15 protein-coding genes are annotated in these 18,275 nt (G+C 49.9%); 10 read left to right on the top strand and 5 right to left on the bottom strand.

Annotated features, from left to right (window positions below; genetic code table 11):
• Positions 1-25: 25 nt before the first annotated feature.
• Together AWQ24_RS10525 and AWQ24_RS10520 are read left to right on the top strand one after the other, a co-directional pair.
• Positions 26-607: a DUF924 family protein gene (locus AWQ24_RS10525; RefSeq protein ID WP_065716788.1), complete on the top strand. Its 582-nt coding sequence runs from the start codon at positions 26-28 to the stop codon at positions 605-607.
• A gap of 52 nt (positions 608-659) precedes the next feature.
• On the top strand, positions 660-1,283 hold the full coding sequence (locus AWQ24_RS10520; RefSeq protein ID WP_065716787.1) for a ribonuclease H-like domain-containing protein: 624 nt from the start codon (positions 660-662) through the stop codon (positions 1,281-1,283).
• Positions 1,284-1,292: 9 nt separating this feature from the next.
• On the opposite strand, the gene AWQ24_RS10515 is transcribed toward AWQ24_RS10520, so the two are convergent.
• Positions 1,293-1,844: a phycobiliprotein lyase gene (locus AWQ24_RS10515; RefSeq protein WP_030006683.1), complete on the bottom strand. Its 552-nt coding sequence runs from the start codon at positions 1,842-1,844 to the stop codon at positions 1,293-1,295.
• An 89-nt stretch (positions 1,845-1,933) separates the two neighbouring features.
• Entirely contained in the window at positions 1,934-2,686 is a 753-nt protein-coding gene (locus AWQ24_RS10510; RefSeq protein WP_065716786.1) for a hypothetical protein, read from the bottom strand.
• A gap of 153 nt (positions 2,687-2,839) precedes the next feature.
• Between AWQ24_RS10510 and AWQ24_RS10505 the strand changes: the two genes are divergently transcribed.
• A complete protein-coding gene (locus AWQ24_RS10505; RefSeq protein ID WP_012307660.1) occupies positions 2,840-3,229 on the top strand; it encodes a hypothetical protein in 390 nt (129 codons plus the stop codon).
• Positions 3,230-3,253: 24 nt separating this feature from the next.
• Positions 3,254-3,679, top strand: coding sequence for a hypothetical protein (locus AWQ24_RS10500; protein ID WP_065716785.1), 426 nt, complete (start codon positions 3,254-3,256; stop codon positions 3,677-3,679).
• Here the strand turns inward: AWQ24_RS10500 and hisD are convergent.
• Positions 3,668-4,981 (bottom strand): histidinol dehydrogenase, encoded by a 1,314-nt coding sequence (hisD, locus tag AWQ24_RS10495; protein WP_065716784.1) that lies wholly within the window; start codon positions 4,979-4,981, stop codon positions 3,668-3,670. The two genes, AWQ24_RS10500 and hisD, sit on opposite strands and share 12 nt — an antisense overlap.
• A gap of 239 nt (positions 4,982-5,220) precedes the next feature.
• Between hisD and rpsT the strand changes: the two genes are divergently transcribed.
• The 5 genes from rpsT (at position 5,221) to AWQ24_RS10470 (ending at position 16,006) form a co-directional block, all read left to right on the top strand.
• The gene (rpsT, locus tag AWQ24_RS10490; protein ID WP_012307657.1) at positions 5,221-5,520 is read left to right on the top strand and encodes a 30S ribosomal protein S20; all 300 of its coding nucleotides are present in this window, start codon (positions 5,221-5,223) and stop codon (positions 5,518-5,520) included.
• A 75-nt stretch (positions 5,521-5,595) separates the two neighbouring features.
• Positions 5,596-6,375 carry a TatD family hydrolase gene (locus AWQ24_RS10485; RefSeq protein WP_012307656.1) on the top strand — a complete coding sequence of 260 codons (780 nt, stop codon included), beginning with the start codon at positions 5,596-5,598 and terminating at the stop codon, positions 6,373-6,375.
• A gap of 208 nt (positions 6,376-6,583) precedes the next feature.
• Complete coding sequence (gene rpoB / locus AWQ24_RS10480) at positions 6,584-9,895, top strand: DNA-directed RNA polymerase subunit beta (protein ID WP_012307654.1); 3,312 nt, start codon at positions 6,584-6,586, stop codon at positions 9,893-9,895.
• A 112-nt stretch (positions 9,896-10,007) separates the two neighbouring features.
• Positions 10,008-11,918: a DNA-directed RNA polymerase subunit gamma gene (locus tag AWQ24_RS10475; RefSeq protein ID WP_012307653.1), complete on the top strand. Its 1,911-nt coding sequence runs from the start codon at positions 10,008-10,010 to the stop codon at positions 11,916-11,918.
• Positions 11,919-12,010: 92 nt separating this feature from the next.
• Complete coding sequence (locus AWQ24_RS10470) at positions 12,011-16,006, top strand: DNA-directed RNA polymerase subunit beta' (RefSeq protein ID WP_065716783.1); 3,996 nt, start codon at positions 12,011-12,013, stop codon at positions 16,004-16,006.
• A gap of 98 nt (positions 16,007-16,104) precedes the next feature.
• Here AWQ24_RS10470 and AWQ24_RS10465 read toward each other — a convergent pair whose 3' ends face one another.
• Positions 16,105-16,764 carry a Uma2 family endonuclease gene (locus AWQ24_RS10465; RefSeq protein WP_065716782.1) on the bottom strand — a complete coding sequence of 220 codons (660 nt, stop codon included), beginning with the start codon at positions 16,762-16,764 and terminating at the stop codon, positions 16,105-16,107.
• Between AWQ24_RS10465 and AWQ24_RS16675 the strand changes: the two genes are divergently transcribed.
• Entirely contained in the window at positions 16,752-16,877 is a 126-nt protein-coding gene (locus AWQ24_RS16675; RefSeq protein WP_254903439.1) for a hypothetical protein, read from the top strand. The genes AWQ24_RS10465 and AWQ24_RS16675 overlap by 13 nt on opposite strands.
• Here the strand turns inward: AWQ24_RS16675 and AWQ24_RS10460 are convergent.
• A complete protein-coding gene (locus AWQ24_RS10460; protein ID WP_012307650.1) occupies positions 16,874-18,274 on the bottom strand; it encodes an aspartate ammonia-lyase in 1,401 nt (466 codons plus the stop codon). The two genes, AWQ24_RS16675 and AWQ24_RS10460, sit on opposite strands and share 4 nt — an antisense overlap.
• Position 18,275 lies beyond the last annotated feature (1 nt).

The following is an 18,275-nucleotide window of genomic DNA, read 5'->3' as shown; positions in this document are numbered from 1 at the left end:
TTTTCAGTGGGAGGCACGGTTATCGATGGCGGAACCCTGGCAAACGGTCTTAAATTTTTGGTTTGGCCGACCTGATGCGCCGGATTATGGTCAACCCCGCAAAGAATGGTTCCGCAAAAGCCAGACATTTGACCATGCCGTTGCTGAAACCCTAGGGCCTTTATACCGAAAGGCGATCGCCGCAGAATTTAGTACCTGGCGTGATGCCCCCGAATCTTGCTTGGCCTTAATTTTGCTTTTTGATCAAGTGCCCCGCAATCTCTTTCGTGGTGATCCCCAAGCCTTTGCCACAGATCCCCAGGCATTAGCCCTAGCGAAACAGGCGATCTCCCAGAAATTTGATCAAGATCTTTGGCCAATTCAACGAGTATTTCTCTACCTTCCTTTTGAGCACAGCGAAAATCTTGATGATCAATACCAATCTCTCGCCTTGTTTCGTCAACTGGAAAAAAATACTGCAATGGGCAGCGATTTTTTAGAATATGCCCAGCGCCACTTTGACGTTATTCAGCAATTTGGGCGTTTCCCCCACCGCAATCAAATTTTGGGCCGCACCAGCACCGAGGCCGAATTGGACTTCCTTGCCCAACCAGGTTCCTCCTTTTAACGGGTGCTAAAACGACTGCGCCATTTTTTTATTACAAACTTAGACCGAAACCATGGATCAATTTGCACTTTTTGACCAAGACCTCAGCCCCGAAATTTTAGAACGCTACCTCAAATCTGGGGCGATCGCCGTTGATACCGAAACCATGGGCCTCAATCCCCACCGCGATCGCCTTTGTCTGGTGCAACTTTGTGATGATGCTGGCTATGTTAGTGCGATTCGCATTGCCCAGGGCCAGACCGCCGCTCCCAACTTAAAAGCCCTAATGGAAGCTCCTGAAATCACAAAAGTTTTTCACTTTGCACGATTTGATCTTGCCCAACTACGCCATGTCTTTGGCATCGAAACTCGGCCTTTTTTTTGCACTAAGATCGCCAGCAAATTGGGCCGTACCTACACTTCTAGCCATGGTCTCAAAGCATTGGTCAAAGAATTAATGGGCGTCGAACTAGACAAATCAGCCCAAAGCTCTGACTGGGGAAATGTGGCGGCCCTCAGCACGGAACAGCTTAAATACGCCTCAAACGATGTGCGCTATCTCATTCCGATGATGCACAAGTTGACGGCCATGCTCCAGCGCGAAAACCGTTGGCCCCTGATGGAAGAATGTCTCCGTTGTCTCCCCACCTTTATCAGTTTAGATCTTGCCTTTTATGACAATGTTTTCGAGCACTAAAAGCGTTCGTTAATTACTGGCTTCAGCGGTTACTTCTGCAGTTTTTTCGGGTTCAATGATCCGACGGATTTCTGAATAAAAAGCAGTCTGTAAAACGCCTGTTTTACCCGTGACGATGTTGGTTCTGAGGCGGAGATTTTCATTACCAAACCATTGCCGTTCGATAATTTTCACTTCTCCCGCTTCTAGGGTAACGATCAAGATTTGATCTTCCCCAAGGCGATACCGACCCTGGGCAAAGGTACGCTCATCTAAGCTAAAGGCTTGCCCTTGGGTCGGCTGGTCGGGATTAATCACAAAGGCAAATAAAGAACTGCCAATCGCTTTCGGTTTGCCCCAATCTACGGAGGTGTCCCAACTGCTCTGGAAGACACGCCAATGTTCATTGGGAGCCTGGGCGATCGCCGCCGCAAAACGACTAACTTCTGGGTGATCGAGGGGCAGTAGCTCAAAGGCTAAATTAGCTTTGCCATTATCAGGCTCTGGGTGATGAGCTTGATAAAATGTGCGCTGGGCGAACCAATTGCCCGCACTCTGATGGATAAAGGCGTTGATATCCATAAAAACAGTTACAACAGGATAAAAGTCAGAATTCGATCCATCATACCGGACTGCCCCAGGGCTGACAAAAGTCAGTTATTCCCAGTCAGTTACTCCCAGTAAAAATCGTCATTGCGCACGGTTTGGGGGGTGCGATAGTTGTAAGGCTCGATGCTTAGGGCACTGCTGAGGATTAAATCCAGGTCACGGTCAGCATCAAAGGCGATTACTTCACCGTTGCTATTACCGCCAAGCAACCAACCCCCCAGGGCACCGAGGCCGCCACCCAGGAGAATTTCCCCGAAATCAATGCTGCGATCGCCTGTGACCAAGGCAATAATCGCTGCCGCCCCAGCCCCGATCGCTGCCCCTTCTAGGAGATCACCGCCATCGGCACCTTGGTTAATATTTTCAACTCGATCATTGACCCGGGATTCAGCATAGATACGCTGGGTGTCGTTGTTATCAAAAATTAAGCGTTCAGCAATGAATTGGGAACCGCCCCGCACGGGTCGAATTTGTCCCTCAATTTCTGTGCCATAGGGAATTAAAATCTGGCCATTGCGATCCCGCAGGTTGGCGGCTACTTCCACGGTCAAATCAAGGGTTTCTTCAGAAGACACGAGAATGCGCTCGGCGTCAGGGTACATCACCGGAATACTCGTGCCCCGCGCAATGGTGATCGTTTGGCCGTAATATTGGCCCTGGCGTTGAATGGTCGTGTTGCGGTTCGACTGGCGTGGAAAAAGTTGGGCCTGGGCTGGATTTAGTGCAGCAAAGGGGGCGATCGCCGTACTCAAGAGCAAGGCACTCAAACAAGTAATGGTGCCGGTTTTCCCAGGAGAGATTGAAGTAGTAGACATGGCAAATATCCCTTTACTGAATAATTAAACTGAAAAACTGATTTACATAGGTCAGTCTTTAAAGACGCGCGCTTGGGGTCGTTTGTTTCCAATGACCAGAGCATCCCTCGTTATAATCATAGGCATTCCCTTGAGAAGGCCCAGAATTTTTGCATGTTTGGACAGTTTCAGCAGAGTAACATTCGCCTCGAAATCAACGCTTCTAGCCAGACCATCCGTGAGAGCCTAACCCAACCCCAACAACTCAAACAATGGCTCTGGTTGCAGCGCTGGCCGGAGCTGCCCGCCCAATTGACGACGGGGACGACCTTTACGACTCAGATTGGGGTTGTGCCGATTCACCACACCGTTGAGACGCTCCATGACCACGGCATTCGCTTTCTATTGCGCCAAGGAATTGATGGTTTCCATGGGTGGTCTTGGGATGATGGCTGGCTCCAGTCCCATTTAGAAGGCGTTTCTCTGTTACCGTTAAATCTGGGTCAGACAGTAACGCTGCTCAGTTTACGTCGTTTCATCGAAACCAAAGCAGCAAAATCGTAAACAAAATTTCTATGTGAATCATTTATGGAAAGGGGATTATTGTGGCTGCCGCTATTGGCGCTATTTATCGGGCTAGCCTGGGCTGGTTGGGCCGAATACCAAAAAATTGAGGCCTATCAACGGTGGGCCGAAGGTTTTGATCAAGCGAAATATGATCTGTATTCGATTCTGGGTTACCGCAATGGTCAGATTACCTACGGTAAAGCGACCCGGCGAGGCATGGTGGATCTGCAAACGGTGGCGATCGCCTCGATCCAAAAAATTGCCCTACGCGTTGATCAACAAGTGATTGATCGCTTGGACGAGCCAGAAAAATTACCCCGCCAGGGAAAAGCCTTTTTATTACTCGAAACCCAAGATCAAGGAACAATCGAAATTCCCTTTACCCAAATTGAATTAGCCGCCCAATGGGGCCTGTATCTCCGCAAATTTCTGGAGTTAGGGATCTAGAGATTGACCCTTCTGGGTCCGCAACCGCACGGAATCCCCATGGGAGGGTAGACCTTCGGCTTCGGCGAGGGTTTGTACAGCACTGGCAACGTTTTGGAGTGCCTTGGCAGAATATTGAATAATACTGGAGTGCTTCATAAAAGTTTCTACCCCCAGGGCCGAGGCATAACGGGCCGCCCCAGCCGTCGGTAGAGTATGGTTTGGCCCGGCGAGATAATCTCCCACCGCTTCCGGGGTTGAGTGGCCCAGGAAAATCGCGCCAGCATGACGAATTAAGGGTAATAGTTCCCAGGGTTCTGCCACTTCCAGTTCGAGGTGTTCTGGGGCAAACAAGTTTGATAGTTCCGCTGCTTTCTCCAGGGAATCCACCACCACCACGAGGCCATAGTGGGCGATCGCCTTTTCTGTTAACTCTTGACGGGGGTGATTTTCTAACTGTTGGGCTACCGCTGCTTGTACCTGTTCGGCGAATTCTTGGTCGGGGGTAAGGAGGATCGCCGCTGCTAGGGGGTCATGTTCTGCCTGGGCGAGCAAATCTGCTGCTACATGGGTCGGATTTGCACTATTGTCCGCAATCACCAGCACTTCCGAAGGCCCTGCCAAGGAATCGATCCCCACGCGACCGTAGACCATCTTTTTGGCAAGGGTGACGAAAATATTCCCCGGCCCAGTAATCACATCCACTGCTGGAATTGTTTCGGTACCGTAGGCGAGGGCGGCGATCGCCTGGGCCCCCCCAACGCGATAAATTTCTTCGATGCCTGCTTCCTGGGCCGCAACCAAAACCGCCGGATTGATTTTGAGATCTGGCCCTGGGGGCGTCACCATCACAATTTTTGGCACACCAGCCACCTTTGCTGGAATCGCATTCATCAGCACTGTACTCGGATAGGCCGCGCGCCCCCCTGGCACATATAAACCCGCTCGATCCACAGCCGTGTAACGTTTCCCTAAAACCACATCATTTTGGCCAAATTGCACCCAGGATTTGGGTACCCGTTGGCGGTGAAAGGCTTCGATCTGCTGACTTGCCAGTTGGATCGCCTCTAGCAGGGGACGGTCAATTTGTTGGTAGGCCGCATCTAGCTCGGCGGCAGAAACCCTTAATTTTTCGGGAGTGAGGGTTTGGCGATCAAATTTTGCCGTGAAATCAACCAACGCGCGATCGCCATTATTTTTCACCGCTGTGACAATCTCTTTCACCGCCGCCTCTTGGGTTAGAGCTACATCATGGGAGGTGCGGTTCGCAATACGTTGTAACTCAGAAGGGGCATCAGTCTGCTGATAGAGAATGCGCAGCATAGAAAATATCAATCACTCATTGCTTAAAATCTTGTCTCATTCTACTGAATTTTCCTAACCAATGGCAGCCATTCCGCGCTTATCCTCAGTTTTCGTGGTAGAATTTCACCTCTGAAATTAGAGACTTCCAACTCCTAACCTAAATTCTGCGGTGATTGATCTCAGTGGGGCAACTTTTGCTACAATGAGATTTTTGATCATCTATATTTATCTGTCCACCTAAATTAACCTAGACCACTGTGGCTAATATTAAATCTGCGATTAAGCGTATCCAAACTGCTGAACGTAATCGTCTCCGCAACAAATCCTATAAGTCTGCGGTCAAGACCCTCACCAAAAAGTGCCTCCAAGCGATTGAACAATATGCAGCGGCTCCCTCTGCAGATGCCCAGGCAGAAGCACAAAAATATCTCTCTGCAACCTACAGCAAAATTGATAAAGCTGTAAAACGGGGAGTTTACCATCACAATACGGCTGCCCGGAAAAAGGCACGGCTCGCAAAGGAATTTAAACAAGCAACTGGACAAGTGGCCGCCTAGGACGAGAGAGCGGTCGCGTTCTCTGGGGTTTTCCCTATTTGCTAATCATTTGAAGGAGCCGCTGTCACTTTTACCATGCAACTTGTTGACACCCATGTGCACATCAACTTCGATGTTTTCCAAGAAGATATCGAGGCGATCGCCAGTCGTTGGCGTGCCGCTGGTGTTGCCCACTTGGTCCATTCCTGCGTCGAACCCCAAGAGTTCACTGAAATTCAAGCCCTAGTTGATCGGTTTCCGGAGCTAAAATTTTCTGTCGGCCTGCATCCCCTCGATGCAGATAAGTGGACAGAGACCATGGCTGCAGAAATCAAGGCCTTGGCCCAGAGTGATTCGCGGATCGTTGCCCTTGGGGAAATGGGCCTAGACTTTTTTAAGGCGGAAAATCACCGTCACCAGGAAAAAGTACTCAGGGCACAACTTGAGCTGGCGGCGGAACTCGATTTGCCGGTGATTATTCACTGTCGTGATGCAGCGGCAGAATTGTTAGCAATCCTCAAAGAGTTTCAGGCGAATGATCAACCAGTGCGCGGTGTAATGCATTGTTGGAGTGGCACCCCCGAAGAAACTCAATGGTTTCTTGACCTTGGTTTTTTCGTTAGCTTTAGTGGTGTGGTGACTTTTAAAAATGCTGAACAGGTCAGGGATTCCGCTCGTCTAGTGCCCGATGATCGCCTTTTGATCGAAACAGATTGTCCTTTTCTTGCCCCTGTACCCAAACGGGGAAAGCGAAATGAACCAGCCTTTGTCCGCCATGTGGCAGAATACCTTGCTCAATTACGGGAAACTTCTTTGGAAACCCTTGCCCAACAAACGACAGCTAATGCCCGCCAGCTGTTTCGGCTGCATTTCTAAATATCTTTTTTATTTTGTCGGCATTCTCGTCACCTTAGGATTCAACCTAGGGATCAGAGAAGGTCGCATTCTGCTGTAGGAGCCTTTGTCCCGGACTATCATTGAAGGGCCTTATTGTTTCTACACAAACCCTCTATTTAACCCAAGGCGATCGCCTGCCATTTGCTGCACCATTGCCTCCCAGTTATCCCGACCCAAGATAATACCTATGACTCATATCACCCAAAGCCTGCTTCCTGATCTAATTGATATTCAACGGTCAAGCTTTCGTTGGTTCCTTGAAAAAGGGTTAATTGAGGAGCTCAACAGTTTCTCGCCCATCACCGACTACACCGGCAAATTAGAGCTGCATTTCATTGGGGAAAAATATCGTCTCAAAGAACCCAAGTACAGCATGAGTGAGGCCAAGAGTCGGGATAGCACCTATGGCGTCCAGATGTATGTGCCCACCCGGCTCATCAACAAAGAAACTGGCGAAATCAAAGAACAGGAAGTCTTCATTGGGGATCTGCCTCTGATGACAGACCGTGGTACCTTCATCATCAATGGTGCAGAACGGGTAATCGTCAACCAAATTGTGCGATCGCCTGGGGTTTATTACAAATCTGAAGTCGATAAACATGGTCGTCGCACCTATTCCGCATCCCTCATTCCTAACCGTGGGGCATGGTTGAAATTTGAGACAGACAAAAACAACATTGTCTGGGTGCGGATTGATAAAACCCGTAAGCTTTCAGCCCAGGTACTCCTCAAGGCTATGGGTCTATCCGACAGCGAAATCCTTGACGCCTTGCGCCATGCTGACTTCTACCAAAAAACCCTTGAAAAAGAAGGCAATCCCAGCGAAGAAGAAGCACTCCTCGAACTCTATCGCAAGCTCCGCCCCGGTGAACCTCCCACGGTCAGCGGTGGTCAGCAGTTATTAGAATCACGTTTCTTCGACAACAAGCGCTACGACTTGGGTAAAGTTGGTCGTTACAAAATCAATAAAAAGTTACGGCTCAACATCCCCGATACCGTACGGGTACTCACCCCCACCGATATCCTCTCGGCGATTGATTATCTCATTAACCTAGAGTTCGATACTGGAAATATCGACGATATCGATCACCTGGGCAACCGTCGTGTCCGGTCCGTGGGGGAACTCCTACAAAACCAAGTACGCGTTGGTCTAAACCGTCTCGAACGCATCATTCGTGAACGCATGACCGTCAGTGAAGCCGACACCCTAACACCAGCCTCCTTGGTTAACCCAAAACCCCTTGTTGCGGCGATTAAGGAATTTTTCGGCTCCTCCCAGCTTTCTCAGTTTATGGATCAAACCAATCCACTCGCTGAGTTGACCCACAAACGGCGTCTATCCGCCCTCGGCCCCGGTGGTTTAACCCGTGAACGGGCCGGCTTTGCTGTGCGAGACATTCACCCCACCCAGTATGGTCGGATTTGTCCTGTAGAAACCCCAGAAGGTCCCAACGCTGGTCTCATCGGTTCCCTAGCAACCTATGCCCGCGTTAATGAATATGGCTTTATCGAAACGCCCTATTACAAAGTCGAAAACGGCAAAATCCTCTTTGACCAAGGCTCTGTTTACCTCACAGCAGGCGAAGAAGACGACCTGCGGGTTGCCCCCGGCGATGTACCACGGGATGAAGACGGTAACATTCTCGGTGAAACAGTTCCCGTGCGTTATCGTCGGGAATTCTCGACCACCACTCCCGAACAAGTAGACTATGTGGCAGTTTCGCCCCTACAAATTGTCTCTGTTGCAACCTCACTGATTCCCTTCCTAGAGCACGATGACGCAAACCGTGCCCTGATGGGTTCTAACATGCAACGGCAGGCTGTTCCCCTCCTCAGACCAGAACGTCCCCTTGTTGGCACCGGTCTGGAGGCACAAGCAGCCCGTGACTCTGGGATGGTCATTGTGTCCCGGTGTGATGGTGTTGTTACCTTCGTTGACGCTACCGTAATCCGCGTGCAACCAACCGGTGAAGGCACCGAGGACGCCGCTGAAATTGTTTATCCTCTGCAAAAATATCAGCGTTCTAACCAAGATACTTGTCTTAATCAGCGTCCCCTTGTAGACATTGGTGAAGATGTTGTCGCTGGTCAGGTTCTCGCAGATGGCTCCGCAACTGAAGGTGGTGAAATTGCCCTCGGTCAAAATGTGACCATCGCCTATATGCCCTGGGAAGGCTACAACTACGAAGACGCAATCCTCATCAGTGAACGCCTTGTCTATGACGATGTGTATACCAGTATCCACATTGAAAAATTCGAAATTGAAGCCCGTCAAACGAAGTTGGGGCCTGAAGAGATTACCCGTGAAATTCCCAACGTTGGGGAAGATGCCCTGCGTCACCTCGATGAACAAGGGATTATTCGCATTGGTGCTTGGGTAGAATCTGGTGACATTTTGGTCGGTAAAGTCACTCCGAAAGGTGAGTCCGATCAGCCACCGGAAGAGAAACTCCTACGGGCAATTTTCGGGGAGAAGGCACGGGATGTACGGGATAACTCCCTCCGGGTTCCCAACGGTGAAAAGGGACGTGTGGTTGATGTCCGCGTCTTTACCCGTGAGCAGGGTGATGAATTACCCCCGGGTGCCAATATGGTGGTTCGGGTCTACGTGGCTCAAAAACGAAAAATCCAAGTTGGGGATAAAATGGCAGGCCGCCACGGGAATAAGGGGATTATTTCCCGGATTCTCCCGATTGAGGATATGCCTTACTTACCCGATGGTTCCCCTGTCGACATTGTGCTCAATCCCCTAGGGGTTCCCTCCCGGATGAACGTAGGCCAAGTTTTTGAGTGTCTCCTAGGCTGGGCCGGTGAACATCTCAATGCTCGCTTTAAGATGATGCCTTTCGACGAAATGCACGGAGCTGAAGCATCACGGGAAACCGTACATGGCAAAATTCGCGAAGCAGCGAAAAAGCCAAACAAAGACTGGGTCTTTAATGAAGATGAACCTGGCAAAATCCAAGTCTACGATGGTCGGACTGGGGAATCCTTTGATCGAGCCGTGACTGTCGGTAAAGCGTACATGCTTAAGCTTGTTCACTTGGTTGACGATAAGATCCACGCGCGTTCTACGGGGCCATACTCTCTGGTGACGCAGCAGCCCCTTGGTGGTAAAGCCCAACAGGGTGGTCAGCGCTTCGGGGAAATGGAGGTTTGGGCTCTCGAAGCTTATGGAGCCGCCTATACTCTCCAAGAGTTACTCACGGTGAAATCCGATGATATGCAAGGACGTAACGAAGCCTTAAATGCGATTGTCAAAGGGAAGCCGATTCCTCGCCCAGGTACTCCCGAATCTTTCAAAGTTCTAATGCGAGAATTGCAATCCCTGGGTCTCGACATTGCTGTTCATAAAGTGGAAGCAGCCGATGATGGTACCAGTCGTGATGTGGAAGTAGATTTGATGATGGACAACCAACGTCGCGCCCCTAACCGGCCCACCTATGAGTCAGTCACCAATGAAGATCAAGAGGATTTAGTAGAAGAGGCAGCAGAGTAAGCATCCTTAAAAGTAGTGGGGCCAGCATTTTGCCAAATGTGCCCCATGCTTTTTGAAGCTTGTATAGGCCAAATTTTATTCGTCGAGTCGTTTTTAAAGAGCAGTTACGGGCATGAAAAGTCAACAAGAGCAACATTTCGATTACGTCAAAATTGGTATTGCTTCTCCTGAACGGGTACGCCAGTGGGGAGAGCGGACTTTACCAAATGGTCAAACCGTCGGCGAGGTTACAAAACCAGAAACTATTAACTACCGGACGTTAAAACCGGAAATGGATGGTTTATTTTGTGAGCGGATTTTTGGCCCGGCCAAGGACTGGGAATGCCACTGTGGTAAATACAAGCGGGTTAGACACCGGGGAATTGTCTGTGAGCGTTGTGGCGTAGAGGTCACTGAATCCCGGGTGCGTCGTCATCGCATGGGGTACATCAAGCTCGCTGCGGCAGTTACCCACGTTTGGTATCTCAAGGGGATCCCCAGCTACCTCAGCATTTTGCTGGATATGGCACTGCGGGATGTGGAGCAGATTGTTTATTTCAATGCCTATGTCGTCCTCGATCCGGGTAATGCGACTAACCTCAGCTATAAGCAACTATTGACGGAAGATCAGTGGTTAGAAATTGAAGAGCAACTCTACAGCGAAGATTCTCAGTTAGAGGATGTGGAAGTTGGCATTGGGGCTGAAGCGATTGAGCGTTTGTTGCAAGAGCTTGAGTTAGAGGCGGTTGCTGAGGAACTACGGGAAGGCATTGCTAATTCTAAAGGTCAAAAACGGGCGAAGTTAATTAAACGTTTGCGCGTTATTGATAACTTTATTGCGACTGGGGCACGCCCTGAATGGATGGTTCTGAACAGTATCCCTGTCATTCCACCGGATCTGCGCCCGATGGTGCAGCTCGATGGGGGCCGCTTTGCCACCTCCGATTTGAATGATCTTTATCGCCGCGTTATCAATCGAAACAACCGTCTCGCTCGATTACAAGAAATTCTGGCACCGGAAATTATCGTCCGCAACGAAAAACGGATGTTGCAAGAGGCGGTGGATGCGCTAATTGACAATGGCCGTCGTGGTCGGACAGTTGTCGGTGCAAATAACCGTCCCCTCAAGTCTTTATCGGACATTATTGAAGGGAAGCAAGGTCGTTTCCGGCAAAACCTCCTTGGGAAACGGGTTGACTATTCTGGTCGTTCTGTCATCGTGGTTGGGCCAAAGCTAAAAATTTATCAGTGTGGTCTGCCCCGTGAGATGGCCATTGAACTGTTCCAGCCTTTTGTAATTCAGCGACTGATTAAGAGCACTATTGTCAGCAATATTAAGGCGGCGAAAAAGCTGATTCAACGGGGGGATGAAAGTGTTTGGGATGTGCTCGCTGAAGTAATTACGGGTCACCCTGTACTACTCAACCGGGCACCAACGCTACACCGACTAGGGATTCAGGCTTTTGAACCGATTCTCGTGGAAGGTCGCGCGATTCAGTTGCACCCGTTGGTTTGTCCTGCGTTTAACGCTGACTTTGATGGCGACCAAATGGCGGTGCACGTGCCTTTGTCTTTGGAGGCCCAAGCTGAGGCTCGTCTGTTGATGCTGGCTTGTCATAATATTCTTTCGCCCGCTACGGGTAAACCCATTGTGGCTCCTTCCCAGGATATGGTTTTAGGTTGTTATTATTTGACGGCGGAAAATCCAGGGGCACAGCGGGGTGCGGGACGCTACTTTAGCAGTATGGATGATGCGTTGCGGGCCTATGAGCAAGGGGATGTGGATTTGCATGCCTATGTATGGTTGCGCTACCTCGGCGATGTTGAGACCAATGAGGCGGATGATCGGGTGTTGGAATCTGAAACGTTAGAGGATGGTTCTATTTTGAAAATTTACCGTGAACGGAAGGTTCGGGAAACGGCAGAGGGTGAAATGATTAGTCAGTTTATCCGCACAACGCCGGGACGAATCATCTACAACAAGACGATCCAAGATGCCCTTGATTTAACCGAGCGGACGCTCCCAGAAGGACTACCTGTATAAGGTGACTGTAAGCGGAAAGAAAAGGGCGATCGCCTTTTGCTTTCTTTAAGTTTTTCTTCTTAAGTTATTAACACCAGAGATCACAAAAAACCATGACCAAGGAAAAACCCGCCGTTTTTTACAACCGCATCATCGATAAAGGACGTCTGAAGAAGCTGATGTCCTGGGCCTACACGAGTTTTGGTTCTGCCCACTGTGCCACCATGGCCGACGAACTGAAGACCCTTGGTTTTCGTTACGCAACCCAGGCTGGTGTCTCGATTAGTGTCGATGACCTCCAGGTGCCTCCCATCAAGCGGCAGATGCTAGACAGCGCCGAACAGGAGATTAAGACCACAGAAGCTCGTTACTCCCGTGGTGAAATTACTGAGGTTGAGCGCTTCCAAAAGGTTATTGACACCTGGAACAGCACCTCTGAATCCCTTAAAGATGAAGTGGTCAAAAACTTCCGGGAAACCAACCCCCTCAACTCCGTTTACATGATGGCCTTTAGTGGTGCCCGGGGTAATCTCTCCCAGGTGCGTCAGTTGGTCGGGATGCGTGGTTTGATGGCGGATCCCCAAGGGGAAATTATTGACTTGCCGATTAAAACCAACTTCCGGGAAGGTCTGACGGTAACTGAGTATATTATTTCCTCTTACGGTGCGCGGAAAGGTCTGGTAGATACGGCACTGCGGACTGCGGACTCCGGTTACCTAACCCGTCGTCTGGTGGATGTTTCCCAGGATGTGATTGTTCGCGAAGAAGACTGCGGCACCGCCCGGGGTCTCAAACTCCGCGCCATGACCGATGGTGAACGCGAACAGATTTCCCTCGAAGATCGTCTCTTTGGTCGGGTACTCAATGCCGATGTGGTTGATCCCAAAACTGGGGAAGTCATTGCCCAACGGAATCAAGATATTGATGCTGATCTGGCGAAGAAAATTGCGACTACGGTGGCTGAGGTGGAAGTGCGATCGCCTTTAACCTGTGAAGCGGCCCGTTCCGTCTGTCGCAAGTGCTATGGTTGGAGCCTTGCCCACGGTCACATGGTCGATATGGGAGAGGCCGTCGGGATTATTGCGGCCCAATCCATTGGGGAGCCTGGCACCCAGTTAACCATGCGGACTTTCCACACCGGGGGGGTATTTACCAAGGAAGCCGCCCGGACAATCAAAGCCTCCAAAGCTGGCACGATTCAATTTAAAGATGGCCTCAGCACGCGGCGGATGCGGACGCCCCACGGGGATGAAGTAGAGCAGGTAGAAGTAGCCGGTACTCTGGTGTTGAAGCCCAGCGACAATGGCAAAATGGTAAGCCATGCTCTCTCACCGGGTTCCTTTGTCTTGGTGGCAGAAGGAGCTTCCGTCAAGAAAGGCGATCTGCTCGTTGAAGTTGGTGCGGGTCAGAAAACCCAAAAATCCACCGAGAGAGCGACCAAAGACGTTTCCTCCGATCTGGCTGGGGAAGTTCTCTTTGATAATCTCATTGCCGAAGAAAAAACGGACCGTCAAGGCAATACAACCCGCTCCGCCCAAAGAAGTGGTTTGATGTGGGTTTTAGCTGGGGATGTTTATAATCTGCCGGCTGGGGCTGAACCCGTCGTTGCAAACGGCACCCATGTCAATGTGGGTGATATCCTCGCTGAAACAAAATTAGTTTCCCTCTCCGGTGGTGTTGTACGACTCATTCCCAATAGTCGAGAGATTGAAATTGTCACCGCTTCGGTACTCCTAGATGAGGCGAAGGTACTCCACGAAACTGGGGGCGGCTCAGAGCAGTACATCATCGAAACCTCTAAAGGGGATCAATTCCTTCTAAAAACAGCCCCTGGCACGAAGGTGCAAAACAACGCCAACATCGCCGAACTCATCGATGACCGCTACCGGACGATCACCGGAGGCATCATCAAATACTCTGGTGTAGAAGTGGCCAAGGGCACGAAAAAACAGGGTTACGAAGTTCTGAAAGGAGGCACACTCCTTTGGATCCCAGAGGAAACCCACGAGGTAAACAAGGATAGCTCCCTGCGTATCGTTGAAGATGGCCAGTACGTCGAAGCGGGCACAGAAGTCGTTAAGGACATTTTCTCCCAATCGGCTGGGGTCGCAGAGGTCATCGAAAAGAATGACATTCTCCGGGAAGTGATTATTAAGCCGGGTGAATTGCACCTGACCGAAGAGGCGATCGCCGATAAATATCACGAACAACTGATCCAGCCCGGTGAAGAGGTGATCCCTGGAGTGACCATCGACAAACTGAGCTACGGCGAAAAAGTGATCAGCACCGAAGGGGTCGCGCTCCTTGTCCGTCCCGTCGAGGAATTCCAAGTCGAGGATACCCCCGTTGAACCGTCCCAAGGTTCCATTAACGAACAGGGCGCAGGCCGGAATATCGAACTCCATGCTGTCCAGCGCTTATTCTTTAAAGATGGCGAACGGGTGAAATCCGTTGATGGTGTTTCTCTCCTGAGCACCCAATTGATTATCGAAATTGGTGCCATTGAAGGGGAAGATGAAGATGTCCTCGCGAACCTCTATGCGGACATTGAACTTCAAGATGATCCCACCGATGACGAAGTAAAACGTCTCCAGTTAGTTATTCTTGAGTCCTTGATTCTCCGCCGTGATTCTGACAGTGACCCCTTCGGTGGGCAAGTCCAGACCCGACTCATGGTCGAAGATGGCCAGGAAATTTTGCCCGGTGCAGTGGTAGCCCGCACAGAAATCCAATGTAAGGAACCCGGTGAGGTTCGGGGGATTCGTTCCGGTCAAGAAGCGATTCGTCGTTTGTTGATTGTTCGCGATAGCGATCGCCAAACCCTCGCCATCGACGGCAAAGCCAAGGTGAAAGAAAATACCCTGGTGGTTGCTGGCACCGAAATTGCCGAAGGCGTTGTGATCGAAGATTCCGCCCAAGTCCTTAAGGTCAGCGACAAAGAAATTGTCCTCCGTCATGCCCGGCCCTACCGTGTGTCTGGTGGTGCAGTCCTGCACATCGACGAAGGTGATCTTGTCCAACGGGGTGATAATCTCGTGCTGCTCGTCTTTGAGCGGGCAAAAACTGGGGACATCATCCAGGGTCTCCCCCGGATCGAAGAACTCCTCGAAGCCCGGAAACCCAAGGAAGCAGCAGTGCTCGCCCGTCGCCCTGGCACCTGCCAAGTCGAATACCTCGACGACGAAACCGTGGATGTCAAAGTCATCGAAGATGATGGTGTCATTAGCGAGTATCCGGTTAGCCTCAACCAAAGTGTGATGGTAGTTGATGGTCAACGGGTTGGCCCAGCAGAACCCCTCACTGACGGCTTGAATAATCCCCACGAAATCCTAGAAATTTTCTTTGATTACTACGCTGAGAGTAAGGGGATATACGAAGCAGCTTTGATTGGTCTCCGGGAATCTCAACGGTTCTTGGTAGAAGAAGTGCAGCGGGTTTACCAGTCCCAGGGCATTGACATTTCTGACAAACACATCGAGGTGATCGTGCGTCAGATGACGGCAAAAGTCCGCATCGATGACGGTGGCGATACCACAATGTTGCCAGGAGAATTAATTGAGCTACGTCAAGTAGAACAAGTTAACGAAGCCATGTCCATTACTGGTGGTGCACCGGCCCGTTACACTCCAGTGCTCCTAGGGATTACCAAAGCTTCCTTGAACACCGATAGCTTTATTTCTGCGGCTTCCTTCCAAGAAACCACACGGGTACTCACCGAAGCGGCCATTGAAGGGAAATCCGACTGGTTACGGGGTCTTAAGGAAAACGTGATTATCGGTCGCTTGATTCCGGCCGGAACGGGGTTTGCGAGTCAAAACGATTTCGTAGACGAAGGCACTTCACGGTCTCCCAATGGCTACAGTAATGTTGTGACCAATGACAATGGTGCTGGGTTATCGAGTCGTACCTATGATGATCTCGATGGCAGTGAAATTCTTGATGATCAAACAGCGCGGGCCTTTACGGAAGGAAAATCAAACCGTAAGGATATTATTTCTGGCGATGAATTGATTTCTGATGATACGCCGATCCCGTCGGATGTTCAGGGAAAAGCACCTGTGATTGATGATGATGCGATGATTGATGATAATTGGATGAAAGACCAATAATGGCAATCTAATCGCCAAAAATCATCAAACAATGTGGGTTAGTCTTCGGGCTGGCCCATTTTTTTATGTGGCTAAAAACTCATTTTAAAATCGCCTTTTTAATTGTCTTCATCTGTTATTTTCTGTTTTAAGAAAGCTTGAAAATTACGCATTGCCTCCATCTCATCCTCTACTGCCTCAGCGAGAAAACGATATAAATCTTCTTTCTGCACAATCGAGAATAATGGACTGGTTTCACATTCTTCATATTCGCCATTGTTTAGCGTGAATATGCGTAGAGTTTCGCCATTGTATCGCCAAAATTCAGGAACGCCCATGGCTGCATAAAGTTGATTTTTATTAATATTTGTGTTGGTGATATCCACTTCTATGATGAGATCGGGCGGCGGATCTTTGTCAAAATCAACATTACGTCCTGCAACCTGGGGCTGATTTTGAATGTAATAGGCACAGTCGGGCTCTGCTCCTTTCTTTACATCCTTACGATTTATGGTTGTTGAACCCATTGTCTTTATTTTTAATCCCATTTCAAGGACAAGGAGTCGAATAAAGAGTTCAATGAGTCGTAGGGCAAATTCGTGATCTTCTAAAGGCGCGGTGATTTCTAACGTTCCATTACAAAAGGAGAGGCGGAAATGGCGGTCTTGGGGTAATGCTTGAAAAATTTTGAGATAGTCATCCCAACTGAGGTTATGAAATGCGACCCGCTGTTCTCCCACTGGTTTAGGAATATCTGTTCTAATTGGTGTTGCGACCATGGTATTTCCTCTTCACAACAAAACCTAAATCTATCTTACTGAAGTGCATTGGTTTAGAGTGGCGATCGCCTTCCCTTTTGCCTGAGGCGATCGCCTTTTTTATTCCCGATTAATTGCTGGGTAATTGACTCATTTTTTCGAGGTCGAGAACTTGGGCCAGGGTCGCCTCATCCATTAAGCCCCGTTCGAGGACAATTTGCCGGAGGGTTTTGCCCGTTTGCAAGGATTCCTTGGCGACATCGGCAGCGTTGAGATAACCGATATGGGTATTGAGGGCTGTCACAAGGGACAGACTGCTTTCAGCATAATTGTGACAGCGTTGTTCGTTGGCGGTGATGCCTGCAATACATTTGTCGCTGAGGGCCTTGATGGTGTTGCCGAGAATTTCGATGCTGTGGATTAAATCATAGGCAATCAGAGGCATCATCACGTTAAGTTCCAATTGACCTGCTTGGGCGGCAAAGGCGATCGCCGTATCGTAGCCCATCACCTGAAAGCACACCATAGAAGTCATTTCCGCCATGACGGGATTGTACTTACCGGGCATAATCGAGGAACCGGGTTGCACAGGGGGCAGTTGAATTTCCTTAAAGCCAGTGTTGGGGCCAGAATCCATCAGACGCAAATCATGGGAAATTTTCACGAGATCCTGAGCAAGGTTACGCAACGCACCGGAAACATTGACGAAGGGCGACATACTTTGCATCGCTGCCATTAGGTGGGGGGCGGAGGTCAAAGGTTGCCCGATCAGTTCACTTAAAATTTCTGCCACGCGGAAACGATATTGGGGATGGGTGTTTAAACCTGTTCCGGAAGCACTACCGCCTAAACCTAAAACCGTTAAATCTTTGGCGGCGGTTTCGATGCGCCCCATGTGGGCGGTTAAAATTTCTGCCCAAGCGCGGAATCCTTCCCCAAGCCGGACGGGAACGGCATCCTGCATATGGGTGCGGCCAGATTTGACGATGTGGGCAAATTCTTCTGCTTTATTATCCAAAGTGGCGATCGCCCCAGAGAGAGCTGGATATAAACAATGTTCGAGGGCTAATAACCCACCGATACGAATTGCCGTGGGAATCACATCATTGGTGGATTGCCCGTAGTTCACATGATCGTTGGGGCTAACGGTTTGGTAATCGCCCTTTTCGCCGCCGAGAAGTTCGAGGGCACGGTTCGCCAAGACTTCATTGACATTCATGTGGTGGGAGGTGCCAGCCCCCGCTTGGTACACATCGACGACGAATTGCTCTCGTAATGCCCCCTGCAACACTTCATCACAGGCTTTTACAATTGCCTCGGACATCTGGGCTTCAATACAACCGAGTTCCGCATTGGCGATCGCCGTCGCTTTTTTGATCAGAACGCAAGCATCGATATAGGTAGGGAGGGGTTTAATGCCGCTGATCGGAAAATTTTCCGTCGCCCTCAGGGTTTGGATGCCATAGTAGGCGTCGTGGGGGATTTGGCGATCGCCCATGGAATCTTTTTCAATGCGAAAATCTGCGCTCATA

Origin of the sequence: Picosynechococcus sp. PCC 8807 (assembly GCF_001693295.1) — a bacterium.
Lineage (GTDB): Bacteria > Cyanobacteriota > Cyanobacteriia > Cyanobacteriales > MRBY01 > MRBY01.
Note: the sequence above shows the minus strand (reverse complement) of the source record. Positions and strands in the feature narration are given on the sequence as shown.